This is a genomic window from Streptomyces humidus, assembly GCF_014649655.1.
Lineage (GTDB): Bacteria > Actinomycetota > Actinomycetes > Streptomycetales > Streptomycetaceae > Streptomyces > Streptomyces humidus.
In genome coordinates, this window is record NZ_BMTL01000004.1 from 46,933 (window position 1) to 60,016 (window position 13,084).

15 protein-coding genes are annotated in these 13,084 nt (G+C 71.9%); 9 read left to right on the forward strand and 6 right to left on the reverse strand.

The annotated features are described in order from the left end of the window. Positions 1 to 206 precede the first annotated feature (206 nt). Positions 207 to 1,190, forward strand: coding sequence for a glycoside hydrolase family 26 protein (locus tag IE239_RS05290; RefSeq protein WP_190148086.1), 984 nt, complete (start codon positions 207 to 209; stop codon positions 1,188 to 1,190). A gap of 62 nt (positions 1,191 to 1,252) precedes the next feature. After that, positions 1,253 to 2,131 carry a M23 family metallopeptidase gene (locus IE239_RS05295; RefSeq protein WP_190148087.1) on the forward strand — a complete coding sequence of 293 codons (879 nt, stop codon included), beginning with the start codon at positions 1,253 to 1,255 and terminating at the stop codon, positions 2,129 to 2,131. A gap of 43 nt (positions 2,132 to 2,174) precedes the next feature. Here IE239_RS05295 and IE239_RS05300 read toward each other — a convergent pair whose 3' ends face one another. Next, positions 2,175 to 2,663, reverse strand: a complete 489-nt coding sequence (locus tag IE239_RS05300; protein ID WP_190148088.1) for a DUF7144 family membrane protein — start codon at positions 2,661 to 2,663, stop codon at positions 2,175 to 2,177. A gap of 236 nt (positions 2,664 to 2,899) precedes the next feature. On the opposite strand from IE239_RS05300, the gene IE239_RS05305 reads away from it, so the two are divergent. Continuing rightward, positions 2,900 to 3,430 (forward strand): hypothetical protein, encoded by a 531-nt coding sequence (locus IE239_RS05305; protein ID WP_229877820.1) that lies wholly within the window; start codon positions 2,900 to 2,902, stop codon positions 3,428 to 3,430. A gap of 30 nt (positions 3,431 to 3,460) precedes the next feature. Here the strand turns inward: IE239_RS05305 and IE239_RS05310 are convergent, their stop codons facing one another. The 3 genes from IE239_RS05310 to IE239_RS05320 form a co-directional block, all read right to left on the reverse strand. Next, positions 3,461 to 4,165 (reverse strand): DUF6445 family protein, encoded by a 705-nt coding sequence (locus IE239_RS05310; RefSeq protein WP_190148089.1) that lies wholly within the window; start codon positions 4,163 to 4,165, stop codon positions 3,461 to 3,463. Positions 4,166 to 4,286: 121 nt separating this feature from the next. Then, positions 4,287 to 5,201 (reverse strand): RpnC/YadD family protein, encoded by a 915-nt coding sequence (locus IE239_RS05315; protein ID WP_190148090.1) that lies wholly within the window; start codon positions 5,199 to 5,201, stop codon positions 4,287 to 4,289. A 33-nt stretch (positions 5,202 to 5,234) separates the two neighbouring features. Next, positions 5,235 to 5,657, reverse strand: a complete 423-nt coding sequence (locus IE239_RS05320; RefSeq protein ID WP_190148091.1) for an ATP-binding protein — start codon at positions 5,655 to 5,657, stop codon at positions 5,235 to 5,237. A 236-nt stretch (positions 5,658 to 5,893) separates the two neighbouring features. Here IE239_RS05320 and IE239_RS05325 point away from each other — a divergent pair, with 236 nt between their 5' ends. The 6 genes from IE239_RS05325 to IE239_RS05350 all read left to right on the forward strand — a co-directional run bounded on the left by IE239_RS05325 (position 5,894) and on the right by IE239_RS05350 (position 11,180). Beyond that, complete coding sequence (locus IE239_RS05325) at positions 5,894 to 6,697, forward strand: helix-turn-helix domain-containing protein (RefSeq protein WP_190148092.1); 804 nt, start codon at positions 5,894 to 5,896, stop codon at positions 6,695 to 6,697. Positions 6,698 to 6,705: 8 nt separating this feature from the next. Beyond that, positions 6,706 to 6,936: a DUF397 domain-containing protein gene (locus tag IE239_RS05330; protein WP_190148093.1), complete on the forward strand. Its 231-nt coding sequence runs from the start codon at positions 6,706 to 6,708 to the stop codon at positions 6,934 to 6,936. 9 nt (positions 6,937 to 6,945) lie between these two features. Continuing rightward, the gene (locus tag IE239_RS05335) at positions 6,946 to 7,209 is read left to right on the forward strand and encodes a hypothetical protein (protein WP_190148094.1); all 264 of its coding nucleotides are present in this window, start codon (positions 6,946 to 6,948) and stop codon (positions 7,207 to 7,209) included. Positions 7,210 to 7,736: 527 nt separating this feature from the next. Next, positions 7,737 to 9,398, forward strand: coding sequence for a helix-turn-helix domain-containing protein (locus tag IE239_RS05340; protein ID WP_190148095.1), 1,662 nt, complete (start codon positions 7,737 to 7,739; stop codon positions 9,396 to 9,398). Between the two features lie 220 nt (positions 9,399 to 9,618). Next, complete coding sequence (locus IE239_RS05345) at positions 9,619 to 10,962, forward strand: type III PLP-dependent enzyme domain-containing protein (protein ID WP_190148096.1); 1,344 nt, start codon at positions 9,619 to 9,621, stop codon at positions 10,960 to 10,962. Positions 10,963 to 10,973: 11 nt separating this feature from the next. Then, the gene (locus IE239_RS05350) at positions 10,974 to 11,180 is read left to right on the forward strand and encodes a hypothetical protein (RefSeq protein ID WP_190148097.1); all 207 of its coding nucleotides are present in this window, start codon (positions 10,974 to 10,976) and stop codon (positions 11,178 to 11,180) included. A gap of 393 nt (positions 11,181 to 11,573) precedes the next feature. On the opposite strand, the gene IE239_RS05355 is transcribed toward IE239_RS05350, so the two are convergent. Further along, on the reverse strand, positions 11,574 to 12,272 hold the full coding sequence (locus tag IE239_RS05355) for an MOSC domain-containing protein (protein ID WP_190148098.1): 699 nt from the start codon (positions 12,270 to 12,272) through the stop codon (positions 11,574 to 11,576). Between the two features lie 72 nt (positions 12,273 to 12,344). Next, on the reverse strand, positions 12,345 to 13,073 hold the full coding sequence (locus tag IE239_RS05360) for a TetR/AcrR family transcriptional regulator (RefSeq protein ID WP_190148099.1): 729 nt from the start codon (positions 13,071 to 13,073) through the stop codon (positions 12,345 to 12,347). Positions 13,074 to 13,084: the final 11 nt, after the last annotated feature.

Genomic DNA, 13,084 nt, shown 5'->3' on the forward strand with positions numbered 1-13,084 from the left:
TCCAGGGTTGCCTGTTGAGAGCAAGAAGTCGCGAACGCGTTTGTCGCCGGCGGCCGTACCGCCGGTCGCGGTCGCCGCCCCGCCGCCCTGACCTCTGTGCCCGGGCGGACCGGGTTCCCGTGCCCGCGCCCTTGCCCGTACCCGGTGCGGGTGGTCCGGCGCCGGTTTCTGGGCGGGGGAGGAGACGGCGGCACCATCATGAGCCGGTGTTCCGCTTCCTTCGCGCCCGACGGGCTCCGCTGACCGCGCTGCTCGTCGCCCTCGCGCTGCTCGCCGGGCCCGCCTGCGTCCCGCTCGGGCGGGGCGCCGGAGCGCCGCCGGGAGCGTTCGGCGCGTACGTCGGGTACGACGGACCAGGCGTGCGGCGGGTCGCCGGACTCGACGCCTGGCTGGGACCGGCCACGCCCCGGGTGGGGCACACCTATCTGCCGGGGGACCGCTGGAGCAACATCGAGGGGGCGCCCGGCTATCTGGAGCACTGGGCGCGGTGGCGTCAGCAGCGCCCCGACCGGATGTTCGTCCTGAACGTGCCGATGCTGGAGCGGACCGAGGATCACGTGTCCGACGCCGTCGTGCGCGCGGAGCTGCGCAGGGGGGCGCGCGGCGACTACGACGGGCACTTCCGGGCGCTCGCCCGTCGGCTCGTCGGGCTCGGGGTGCCGGACGCCGTGCTGGTGGTGGGGTGGGAGATGAACGGGGTCACCTACACCCACCGCTGCGGGCCCGATCCGCTGGCCTGGAAGCGGTACTGGGTCCGGATCGTCGACGCGATGCGCTCCGTGGCCGGCCCGGAGGCGTTCCGCTTCGAGTTCACGCCCAGCCGCGGTCGGGACGCCGTCCCGTGGACCGCCTGCTACCCCGGCGACCGGTACGTCGACGTCGTAGGCATGGACGCCTACGACCAGCCGCCCGGCATGTCCTTCGAGGAGCAGGTCGCCGAGCCCTACGGCCTCGCCGCGCACGTGCGGTTCGCACGGGCCCACGACAAGCCGCTGTCCTACCCGGAGTGGGGTCTGTACCGCAACGGCGACGACCCGGACTACGTGCGCGGGATGCTGGACTGGTTCGCCGAGCACCGGCCGCTCTACCAGACCATCAGCGACTACTGTCCGCACGGAGTGTGGCGCTGTGCCGGCAACCCGCGGTCCTCGGCCGTCTACCGCATCCTGATCGCTGGTCCGTCCGGCTGAACCCGCCCGGCGGTGCGGCAGGGCGCGTCGGCCGCACGCCTCACCGGTCCGATGATCGCACGATGGGACGAGAACACCACGCGCGTCATCCGCGAACGCGGGCGCGCCTCAGCGCCGCGGCCGGGTCCGCCCTGCTCGCCCTCCTCCTGCTCGCCCTCGCCGCCGTGCCCGCAGGCGCCGTGCCCGCAGGCGCCGTGCCCGCAGGCGCCGTGCCCGCAGGCGCCGTGCCCGCAGGCGCCGCAGGGCACGTGAGCCCCAGGAGCGGCGGGTTCCACGACGACGCCGCCCGTGCCGTCCGCGCGTACGAGCAGGCGCGCGAGCGGGTCGACCGGCTCCGGGAGGCCGAGGCCCTCCCCACGCGGATCCACGACGCCGACCGCCGCCGCAAGACGCTGCGCTCCGGTCTGTGGGACCGGTTGCGGGCCGGGGCGAGGGAGGCCGGCGACCCGGTCGCCGTCGATCCGTCCGGACGGCAGGGCCACTGCCCGTTCGGGGAGCACAGCCGCCGGCCCGAGTCGCGCGCCCACTCCTGGACGGCCCCGGCCCATCGCTACTGGCTGTCCGCGGGATACGCCGCCAGGGGTTCCCACTGGGCCCACCGGCACACCGGCCAGGACTTCGCCGTCGATCACGGCACCCCCGTGTACGCCGTCGGCTCCGGCGTCGTCCGGATCACGACCTGCGGCGACGGTTTCGGCAACCAGGTCCTGGTCCGGCACCGCGACGGCTACTTCACCCAGTACGCCCATCTGTCCCGCATCGACGTCCGCCGGGGTCAGCGCGTGAGCGCCGGTCAGCGCATCGGCCTCTCCGGCGCGTCCGGCAACGTCACCGGCCCGCATCTGCACTTCGAGGTGCGGATCACGCCTTACGCCGGGTCCGCGGTGCCGCCCCTGCCCTGGCTGCGCCGCAAGGAGGTGCGGGTCTCGGACACGCCCTGACGCCCTGCCGCCCTGACGTCCTGACCCGGGGCCGTCCCGAGGATCACCGCGGCGACGCGGCGGGCTCGTAGGCTGCCAGCGCCCAGATGACGAAGACGTCGACGGCGATCTGGACGACCGACCAGACCGGCGCGTACGGCAGGAACAGGAACTGCAGGACCAGGCTGAGGGCGGCCAGCGCGATGCCGCTGACCCGTGCCCACACGGCGCCCGTGAGCAGGCCCCAGCCGGTCGCCGCGGCCACGACGCCCACGGCCACCAGGACCCAGCCCCAGCCGGTGAGGTTCATCTCGTAGACGTAGCTGCCGATCCGCGCGTACACGTCGTCCCGGGCGATCGCCGCGATGCCCTCGAAGGCGGCGAGGACACCGCTCACGAACATGAGCACACCCGCGAAGACGACCCCGCCGGCGGCCGCTCCCCCGCCGCCCGGCCCGTCCGAGCGCCCCGCCGGGGGCGTACCGGTGCCCTGGTGGGAGGGATCCCAGACCGGGGACCCGTGCGACGGCTGTGCGTGCGGCTGGTCGCTCATGGCGTATCCCGTCTCCTTCTCGGCGGCAGCGGGCCCCTGTCGTGCGGACCCGCCGTCCTTCTCGTCCTTCGTCGGACCGTGTCGGGCCCTCGTCGGCCTGCGTCGACCTTCCGTCCGGACGGGGGCCGCCACCACGGGGGTGTGCCGTTCGGGTGAGCCGGCATGCGGGCGCGGCGGTCCCGTCTTTCACTGGAACCGGATCCGCCCCCGGGTCCGGACAGCTACCTGGAGGAGAGATGGCAGCTCACCGCACCCGTCGGCAGAAGGGCGTGCTGATGACGGCGGCCTGCGCGGCGGCGATCCTCGGGCCCGCCGGGCTCACCGGCTGCTCCGGCGACAGCAGCCCTTCCTCGGTGGCCAGTCAGGCCGCGTCCGCCGCGCAGTCGGTCGGCTCGGAGGCGACCGCGGCCGCGTCATCGCTCGCCTCGCAGGCGTCGAAGGCGTACGAGTCGGCGACGGCGGAGGCGAACCGCCTGTTCGACGAGATCAAGGGCGGGATCGACGTCAAGAACGACGTGAAGCTCGGCACGCCCGGCTCTGACGGCGACCGCACCACGGTCGAGGTGTCGGCCGTCAACAAGGCCGGTTCGACGAAGTCCTTCGCCGTCCAGGTCGACTTCGAGGACAGCGGCGGCAACTGGCTCGACACGGTTTTCGTGACCCTTTCCGACGTCCCGGCGGGCAAGACCGGCAAGGCCACCGCCCGCAGCAACCGCAAGCTGTCCGGCGAGGTGAAGGCCGTGGTGGCCCGGGCGGTGCGGTACTGACCCGGACCGCCCCGGGACCGTACGGCCGGCTCAGGCCATCCAGAAGAAGACGGCCGTCATCCGCTTCTCCTCCAGCGTCGTGCCGCAGTAACCGGTGGCGCTGTGGACGAGGTTGGCATGGTAGAGGAGCAGCCGGTTGGGCTTGTGCGGCACCCTCACGTCCTCCTCGAAGGCGTCGGGCGCGACGAACCGGGTACCGAGGGCTTCGACGAGGTTGTTGTGCGGGGCCTGGACGACGTTGCCGCCGAGCCGGCCGCCGGGCAGGGACTGCCGGTAGAAACTGGTCCCGCAGTCCTTGGGGACGGCGGGGTTGAGGTAGAGCACGGCCGCGTACCGGCACAGCGCCCGCGAGTCGGAGTGCGGGCGCGGGGTGCTCTCCCCCTCGCCGACGACCTGGACGCAGTTGTGGTTGAGGGTGCCGCCGCCGGGCGCCTGCTGCACCCACAGCCTGCGTGCCCCCGTGGCCTTCCTCACCAGCCCCTCCACGCGCCCGAGTTCGGCGGGCTCCAGTCCGGGCATGGTGCGCAGGCCGGGCCAGCTCTCCGAGGTGTAGGGGTGGCCCTCGACCCAGTCGTCCCGGGCGAGACACCGTTCCCGGATCGCCGTGACGTCGGCCTCGGGGAAGACGTCGTCGAGAACCCAGTAGTCACGCCCCCTGGTGGGCTTGCGGTAGGGCAGGACCGGGAGCGTGGCGGCAGCCCTCACGGGCCGGTGGGACCGCTGTGGCATGGACATGCAGCGAATCTAGGCGGGAGGCGCGCCACGACTCGCCCTGCCGTTCGTCCGCACTCCACCGGGAACTGGTCAACGTTTCACCGGCGCGGTCAACGGTTCGTCAACCGAGGAGGCCCCGGTGTCATCCGGTCGGATCGGCGAAGAGGCCCTCGGCGGTGGTGGCATGGACGGCGCGCTGCGACCAGGTGGTGAGCTGATCGAGGTCGGAGCAGGACACCACGCGCTCGCGGACGGCGTCCGGCACGGAGATGCCACGCCATTCCAGGATGTGAAGGATCATCTCGGCGCGGTCCGCGACCCGCCCCTCTTCACGCCCTTGCTCACGCCCTTGCTCACGCCCTTCTTCACGCACCTCTTCAGCGAGGGGGTGTCGCCAGAAGTACTGCATCGCGGTCATGAGATCCCTCCACATCCGTTGCGCCTGAGGATCTGTCAGGCACGAGTCGACGAACTGCACGAGTGCCGCGGCACTGTCCCGGTCGATGGTCCGCAGGGCGGCTGCCAGCGATTCCAGTATGGCGGGGGCCTGCCGCCCCCGGCCGTGTGTCATGGCGGAAAGCACCGCAAGGGGTACGTCCCGTTCGGCCTCCTGCCGGGTGGCGATGAGGGGAACGTTGTCCGGACCCAGCACGAAGGGCCGTACCGTCAGCGAAGGCATCCCCCGCACACCGAGATGGATCGGCTCCGCCGCCCAGCGGGCCGTGGCACTGCTCTGCGTGACGACGATCAGCACCGGTTCGCAGCGGTACTTCTCGTAGAGATAGCTGAGGTAGTACGGCCAGCTACCGCGCTTCCGCTCGTCCGGCTTGCCCTGGGACTCCACGACCAGGAGGTACGCCCCTTCGTCGGTCTCGGCCCTGAGCAGCGTGTCCACCCGACGCTCGATGGGTTCGATCTCGGTGAGGTCGACGTTCATGGCAGCGAAGTCGTGGGGCGTGGGAAAGGGGACGGACAACACCTTTTGCAGGGCGCTGATCAGGAGACCGGGTTCCTTCTGGAAGATCCGGTGCAGCGCCTCGTGCGACGAGCCGACCATCGGCTCTCCTTTCTGTACGACGTGATCAACGAGCTACGCCGCATTTAGTTCGCACCACACCAGCTTGCCTCGGTGCCCCATGCGGGACAGCGGCTGCCAGTGCCAGAGGTCCGAGCAGGCCCGGACCAGGGTCATCCCGCGTCCGCTCTCGGCTTCGCCCGGATCGTCCGGCCTCCCCGGCGGCCGGGGCGGTTCGGGGTCCGCGTCCCACGCGCCGATCTGCAGGACGCCGTCCCGGAAGCGCAGGCGCAGACACGCGGGGCCCTTGGTGTGCAGGACGGCGTTGGACATCAGCTCCGAGGCGAGCAGCTCCGCGGTGTCGATCAGGTCGGTCAACCCGTGCAGGGTCAGGATCAGACGCAGGGTGCGGCGGCAGACGGTGACCGCTCTGGGGTCGGTGGGGATGTAGAGGGAGTACTCCCAGGCGTCGTCACGGGTGCGTCCGGTTTCGGGCATGGCTCGGCTCCACGGGTGGGTCGGGGGGTGACATCACGAGCGGTGGCATGCCGCAGCCGTCCCGGCAGGACGGAGCGGTGCGCTTCCGCAGCGTGTTCGGTGCGTCACCGACAGTAGATCTAAATATAGAGACGCAGCAAGCCGATCGCGTAATCTGACGTCGAACGAGTCGCATGTGCAGACGCGTTGAACCTAGGAGCGGCTGAGCCTTGAGGCGGGAACCAACAGCACGCCAGATGCGCGTGGCAACCGAACTGCGTCGGCTTCGCGAGGCAGCGGACCTCAACGCCCGTCAGGCAGCGTCTCTGCTCGGCGTGAGTCCCGCCCAGATCACCCACATCGAGTCCGGACTCGCCGGCGTGAGCGAAGAACGGCTCCGCCGTCTCGCGTCCCATTACTCCTGCACGGACCACGAGTTCATCGATGCCCTGGTCGCCATGGCCACGGACCGGACGCGCGGCTGGTGGGAGGAGTACCGGGGCCTGCTGCCCACACCGTTCCTGGACCTGTCGGAGTTGGACCACCACGCCTCGTTCCGGCGCGAGGTGGCCATCCTCTTCGTGCCCGGCCTGTTGCAGACCGAGCGCTACGCCCGCGCCGTGTTCTCCTCACGGGTTCCCGAACTTACGCCCGAAGAGATCGAGTTGCGGGTTCGCCACCGATTGAATCGCCAGAGGATGACCATCCCGTACGAGGTGGTCATCCACGAAGCGGCACTGCGCATCAGAGTCGGTGACCGCAACGACTCACGGGCTCAACTGGCGCACCTCGTCGAGCTATCCGAGAAGAGCCATATCACCCTGCGCGTCATCCCCTTCGACCTGGATGGCTTCTCCCGGGCTTCAAGCGCCATGACGTATGTGGGTGGCCCGTTGCCCAGGCTCGACACAGTGGTGCGCGACCTGCCTCACGGTTCTGTCTTCATCGATTCCGACGCTCAACTCAAGGCCTACCGAACGCGCTTCCTTAAGGTGGTGGCGGTATCGCTCGAACCCGAACGGTCGCGTGCCTTCATCGACAAGCTGGCGAAGGAGCTCTGAAGCGCCTCGTGAACACCCCTGGGAACTGGCAGAAATCGTCGTACTCCGGCGAGGGCGACGGCAACGACTGCGTCGAGGTCGCCTCCACCCTCGCCACGCTCCATCTGCGCGAGTCGGACGCGCCCGCCTCCGTACTCTCCGTCACCCCCGCCGCCGTCACGCATTTTCTGCACGCCATACGCACGAGAACTCCCGGAATTGTGGCCTCCGTCACGGCAGTCGCGGACCGGGCCTGCTGAAGTGACCGGATGATCGGTCTCGTGATCCGCGTCCTTCCCTTCTGGGTGCGCGAGCCCCTGCTCGTCCTCGTCGGCGTCCCCTTCAGCGGCCTCCTCTTCTACGCGGGCGTCCGTGACCACGAGTGGATCGGGGTGGGCCTGGGCGCCGCCGTCGCCGTGTTCACCGCGGTCCGCGTGCACACCATCAACCGCGCCTTCAAGGCCCGCCGTCGGCTCAAGGAGGTCGAGACCATGGCGCGGGTCGAGGGCGTGAAGCGCATCGAGGGCATCTAGGGTCCTGCACCGGCAGTCCGCCGTGAGACCTTGTACGAGTTCTCCTGCCGGGGTGCCGGTGCCGCGTCGTGGTCCGAAGCCGGAACCGCTGCTGCCGGGCGATGACGACCGCGCTGTACCGGAACGCCGGACCCGGCGGGCGAACTCCGCCCAGGCGTTGGCGTTGCGGACGCGGATCGTGCCTGCGTGTGCGGGCCCTGACGTCCCGCCCATCGTCGAGGTGGCACGCCACCTGCGGATTTCCGCGGACACGGTCCGCAAGTGACGGCGGCAGTTCCTCGCCGAGCGGATGGACGGCCTGGTGGACGAGCCCCGGCCGGGCCGGCCGCCCACCCTCGGCGTCGACCGGATGGAGGCGGTCGTCATCGCCACGCACGAGGAGATCCCGAAGAACCGGTTTCGGCCCGCATCGACTGCGGGCCGAAACCGTGATGTCGTACGTTTTCCCGATCGGCCACCGAGCGTGGTGGCGTGTGTACGCCTCTGGCTCGGCGCGGGGCCGGGCGGGGGCACGAGACGGGGGCGACATGACGGACCTTGGGGTGGCGGCCGGTTGGGACACGGCCGGCGAGTCACGGGTGACGTTGGAGCGGCTGCTGTCCGTCGTGGGGGTGGGCGCCGTGGAGTTGCACTCGGCGCCCAAGGGACTGGGGACCACGGTCACCGGCGTGAACGTGTTCGACCTCCGGGAGCCCGCGGTCAGCCCACGGGAACTGCTGCTCGCCGTGGGCGTCGATCCGCGCTCGGCCCTGGCGGTCGACGTCGTGCGCCGGGCGGGCGAGTCGGGTGCGGCGGGCGTGGTGTTCGGTCCGGGCCGGCCCGAACCCACCGCGGGAGCCCTTCAGACGGCCGCCGAGGAGGGCGGTACGGCGTTGCTGTTCCGTACCGCCTGGTGCACCTGGGCCCATCTGGTGGGCGTGCTGCGGGCGGGGCTGGCCTCGGCGGGCGTGCCGCCGATGGCCGGGCTCGGCGGGCCGCGTCTGGGGGATCTCAACTCGCTGGCCGACGCGGTGGCGGCCCTGGTGGGCGGCGCGGTGACCATCGAGGACACCGAGTCCCGGGTGCTGGCCTACTCCTCCACCGAGGAGAACGTGGACGAGCAGCGCCGATTGACCATCCTCGGCCGCCGTGTCCCACCGTGGCGGGTGGCCGCCATGCGCGAGGCGGGGTTCTTCCAGGCGCTGTGGGCGGGGGACGACGTACTGCACCGGCCGGCGCAAGGACAGAACCCGGAGCGCCTGGTGGGCGCCGTGCGGGCGGGCGGGGAGGCGCTCGGATCGATCTGGGTGGCCGCCGTGGCCGGTCGGCCGCTGGCGCCCAACGCCTCCGAAGCCCTGCGCGCGGCGGCCCGGGCCGCCGCCGCCCACCTGCTGCACCATCGCACCCACAGTTCGGACGACCGTCTCGTCGAGGACGCGGCCCGTGCGCTGCTGGAAGACCGCGGGTCCGTCGAGGTGCTCGCGGAACGGGCCTCGCTGCCGCCGCGGGAGCCGTGTGCCGTCCTGGCCGTCGGCACCGGGAGCGCGGATCACGGGGACGGCGATCCGTCGGGACTGCACGGGCTGCTGACTCTGCACTGCGCCGCGTACGGCCACCGCGCGGTGGTCGTCCCTGCGGGCGGCAGGATCCTGGTGCTGTTGAGTGCCCTGAACCGTGATCTCGGCCAGGCCGAGAGCCAGGTGACCCGGCTGGGGGAGACACTGGCGCACCAGTTGTCGGCCACCCTCGGCCGGCCGCTGAAGGTCGGGCTCGGCGATGTGGCCCCCGAGCTGGCGCGGGCGCCCGAGTCGCGCCGGGGGGCCGAGCTCGCCCTCAGGGCGCTCACCGAGGCCGCGGGGTCGCCGACGGTCGCCCGGACCGGGGACGTCGCGGACACGGTCGGCATCCTGCACGTCGTCGGCGCCCTGCGTGGGATCGATCTGCCGCCGCAGACCTCGGTGGCCCGGCTGCGGGCGTTCGACGCCGAGCACAGCGGCAGTTGCCTGGTGGAGACCCTGCGCGCCTATCTCGACCACTTCGGCGACGTGTCCGCCGCCTCCCGCGCGCTGAGCGTGCACGCGAACAGCCTGCGCTACCGGCTGCGGCGCATCGTCCAGGTGTCGGGACTGGACCTGGAGGACCCCGACGCGCGTCTGCTGGCCCAGTTGCAGTTACGCCTGAGCGACGAGTGCGGCGAACAGCGCGGCTGACCGGCTCCCGGCCGCTCGTCGGCCCCCACCATCACAAGGCCGCTTCTTCGTCGAACCGCACAACGGACCTGCCTTGCTGGGTGGTTGTTTGCTCCTGACTGTGGCGGGGCGGGCCCGCGGCTCTCACGACTCGACGAAGACGCCCTCCTGGTGCGGACAGCAGGCTGGTGGTCAAGCCCGGGAAGGTCCCGGGTGCTGCGCAGATCCCGGAAGGCTCACCATGACCGGACTGACCCCCGCCGCCGAGCGGCGCGAGCGGATCCTGCGGGAAGCGGTACGGCAGGGACTGCTGTCCCCCCAGCGAGACCTGCTGGCCGCCTTCGTCGACCTGGACGGCGTTGCCGCGACGGTCGAGTCCCTGCGCCGCGCGTTCGCCTCGGCTCCCTCCTCGCCGCCCGTGCTGCACGCGTTCGCCGCCAAGGCGAACAGTCTGGTGCCGGTGCTGGCGGAGCTGCGAGACCTCGGCATGGGCTGCGAGGTCGCCACCGCGGGTGAGCTGGCCCGCGCCCTGGCCGCCGGCTTCGCACCGGAGCGGATCGTCTTCGACTCCCCGGCCAAGACGGAGGCCGAACTCCGGCGCGCCCTGGACCTGGGTGTGACGGTCAACGCGGACAACTACCAGGAGCTCGCCAGGATCGACCGGGCACTCGGCGGCCGCGTCCCGGTGTCACGGATCGGTGTGCGCGTCAACTCCCAGCTCGGCGGCGGCGCCATCGCCGCGATGAGCACGGCCACCAGCACCTCCAAGTTCGGCGTTCCGCTGGCGGACCCGGGCAGTCGGCGGGAGCTGCTGCGCGCCTACCGCGACCGCCCGTGGCTGACCTGGGTGCACACGCACGCCGGTTCGCAGGGCTGTCCGCTCGACCTCATGGCGCGCGGGGTCGCGCAGGCCGTGGAGTTCGCCGAGGAGGTCAACGCGTCTCTGGGGCGGCGCCAGGTGGTCGGCGTCGACATCGGCGGCGGGCTGCCCGTCAACTTCGCCGACGACGAGACCACGCCGAGCTACGCCACGTACGTGGAACAACTGCGCGCCCATGCGCCCGCGCTGTTCGCCGAGCTCTCCGGAATCTCCGGCGGGTACGAGATCGTCACGGAGTTCGGGCGTTCCGTTCTCGCCAAGAACGGGTTCACCGCCGCGTACGTCGAGTACACCAAGAACGTGGGCGGCCGGTCGATCGCGGTCACCCACGCGGGTGTCCAGGTGGCCACCCGGACCGTGTTCAATCCCGACGCCTGGCCCCTGCGGATCGAGGCGTACGACGGCGGCGGCACGGTCAAGCGGGGCGGCCCGGTCCGTCAGGACATCGCGGGCCCCGCCTGCTTCGCCGGTGACCTGCTGGCACGCGACCGGGCGTTGCCGCTGCTGGAGCCCGGGGACATCGTCGCCGTCCCGGACACGGGCGCCTACTACTTCTCGACGCCGTTCCACTACAACAGCCTGCCCGAACCGGCTGTGCACGGGGTCCGCACGAGCGGTGACGGCGGTGTCGCCTTCGAACTGCTGCGTCCCGCGCAGGATCCGTGGGACGTACCCGTGCACGAGCCCGTTCTCACGGTCAGGTAAGGAGCATCGAGGTGGCACAGGCCAACCGTCGGCGGTCCGGCCGGGACGGGCCGCTCCTCACACAGCGCGCCGCCGTCGTCTTCCTGCTGGCAGCCCTGGTCGGCATCGGTGCCACTGCTCTGTCGGTGCTGGCCGGCAACGCGTGGCCCGTCGCGGTGAGCGTCGGCGGCGGGGTCGTGGCACCGGCCGTGCTGTTCTTCAACCAGATCATCGACTGAGCAGGACTGCGTTGGATCTGCCGTCGCAGCCGTATCCTCTCCGGCGGCCGTACGCGCCAGGTACTCAGTCGCGATCCGGTCGGACTCTTCGTCCGGCGGACGCTCGCCGTGGTTGGGCACGTCGATCGCGGCGACCGCGAACGCGCCCTAGGCGGCGAATCGATGCGCGCTGGTTCACCAGCTGGTCGACCAGCTGGTGAACCAGCGCGCATACAGAGTCCACCCGGCGCGGACGCCCCCCGGGAACAGCCCGGAGCAGCCCCTGCGCCGACGACACACCGCCGACGAACCTGATGGACAGATCACGAAACCGTAGGGAAGAACCAGGACTTGCCGGGCGCCCGGTGCGTGCGGGCCCCGGTCACGGGCCGGTGGTCGCCGGGGGGCCGACCGTCACCTCGTCCCCACCGTCACCTCGTCCCCCACCGTCAGCCCGCCCGGCCGCCGCACCTCGAAGTAGGCGCCGAAGGCGAGGCCGCCGTCCGCCGCCCGGCGGTAGTCCGCGAGGGTGCGCAGGGGTTCCGGGCCGGAGCGCAGGCCGGTGCGCTGGTCGACCATCGTGACGGCGCAGCGGATCGTCTCCTCGGTGAAGGCCAGTTCCGTGCCGCCGACGACGAGACGGGCGGCGCCGTCCTCGGTGTGCGGGGCGTCCCAGCCGTCCACCACGAGGTTCGGCCGGAAGCGGTCCATCGGCACGGGTGTGGCCCCGCGTGCGGCGAGCCGGTGGTTCAGGGCGTCCAGGCTGGCCTGTGAGACGAGGTGCAGGCGGCCGCCGTTGCCCGCCGGGCACCGGACCAGGGTGCTCGGGACGCCCAGGACGTCGGTGAGCCAGGCGTGCACGTCCGCGCTGTCCGCCGGTATCGAGTCCCGGCCCGGGGCCCGCAAGGTCAGCTCGCCTTCGGTCAGTTCGGGCGTGATCAGGGCGAGCGCGGGGTCGCCCCCCTGCCAGCGCGGGTCGCCCTTCTCGTCGGCGATCGCGTAGACGCGGTCGCCCGGCAGGCCCGCGCGCGTCAGCGTCGCTTCCGGCACCGCCGTCCCCGCGCATCCCTTCACCGGGTAGTACGTGATCCCGCTCAGTCTCGCGACCGTCATCCCCAGATCCCCCTCGTCGGTCCGTCAGCCTCGCCGGTACGCATGCTTCGTACCCACGCGCCACGGTCGCCATCAGGCCTGCGGCATGCCACCGTCCGCCGCCAGGCGGGTGAGCCACTCGCGCAGCAGGCGCTGCTCGGCGTCGCTCAGGACGTCGGCGTCGTCGGGGAGAGCGGCGCGCAGCGCGCGGGCTGCTGCGGCGGGTCCGGACTCCGCGGCGGGGACCGTCGGTTCGGCGCGGGTGACGGCGGCGACCATGGACTCGCGAAGGACGGTCAGCAGCGCCGGATTGCGGCGTTCTGCAGGGGTGGAGTGCCAGGTGATGACCCCGCCTTGACCGGTGGCCTGGATGATCTGGGCGGCCAGTTCCTCGTCGACCCGCAGCCATCCCGCGGCCGCCAGCCGACGCACCCGGCCGCGGAGGATCTCCAGGCCCGCGCGGTGCGCCGCGTCCGACCGCGAGCCGGTGGCCCTGTTCATCACGGCGAACAGTTCGGGGCGCGAGACCCCGAACTCCACCACCATGTCCCAGCCGCGGCGCAGTTCCTCCACCGGGTCCTCCGGCGCGGGGTCGAGCTGTGCGCGCTTGCTCTCCAGGAACTGCGCATAGCCATGCTCGGCGACCGCTTCCAGCAGCCCGTCCTTGTCGCCGAAGTGGCGGTAGATGGCCGGCGGCTGCATCCCGGCCGCGGCGGCGACCGCGCGGGTGCTCACCGCGTCGGGGCCGCCGCTCTCCAGCAGCTCGACGGCTGCCTCGATGATGCGCCGGCGGGGGTTGTCGGTGGTGTCGCGGATAGGCATGTATCAATGAT

What these genes read in the sequence shown, in the direction of transcription:
- IE239_RS05295 (WP_190148087.1), top strand. Translation starts at nt 1,253, where the DNA reads ATGGGACGAGAACACCACGCGCGTCATCCGCGAACGCGGGCGCGCCTC.
- IE239_RS05300 (WP_190148088.1), bottom strand. Translation starts at nt 2,663, where the DNA reads ATGAGCGACCAGCCGCACGCACAGCCGTCGCACGGGTCCCCGGTCTGG.
- IE239_RS05305 (WP_229877820.1), top strand. Translation starts at nt 2,900, where the DNA reads ATGGCAGCTCACCGCACCCGTCGGCAGAAGGGCGTGCTGATGACGGCG.
- IE239_RS05310 (WP_190148089.1), bottom strand. Translation starts at nt 4,165, where the DNA reads ATGTCCATGCCACAGCGGTCCCACCGGCCCGTGAGGGCTGCCGCCACG.
- IE239_RS05315 (WP_190148090.1), bottom strand. Translation starts at nt 5,201, where the DNA reads ATGGTCGGCTCGTCGCACGAGGCGCTGCACCGGATCTTCCAGAAGGAA.
- IE239_RS05320 (WP_190148091.1), bottom strand. Translation starts at nt 5,657, where the DNA reads ATGCCCGAAACCGGACGCACCCGTGACGACGCCTGGGAGTACTCCCTC.
- IE239_RS05325 (WP_190148092.1), top strand. Translation starts at nt 5,894, where the DNA reads ATGCGCGTGGCAACCGAACTGCGTCGGCTTCGCGAGGCAGCGGACCTC.
- IE239_RS05335 (WP_190148094.1), top strand. Translation starts at nt 6,946, where the DNA reads ATGATCGGTCTCGTGATCCGCGTCCTTCCCTTCTGGGTGCGCGAGCCC.
- IE239_RS05340 (WP_190148095.1), top strand. Translation starts at nt 7,737, where the DNA reads ATGACGGACCTTGGGGTGGCGGCCGGTTGGGACACGGCCGGCGAGTCA.
- IE239_RS05345 (WP_190148096.1), top strand. Translation starts at nt 9,619, where the DNA reads ATGACCGGACTGACCCCCGCCGCCGAGCGGCGCGAGCGGATCCTGCGG.
- IE239_RS05355 (WP_190148098.1), bottom strand. Translation starts at nt 12,272, where the DNA reads ATGACGGTCGCGAGACTGAGCGGGATCACGTACTACCCGGTGAAGGGA.
- IE239_RS05360 (WP_190148099.1), bottom strand. Translation starts at nt 13,073, where the DNA reads ATGCCTATCCGCGACACCACCGACAACCCCCGCCGGCGCATCATCGAG.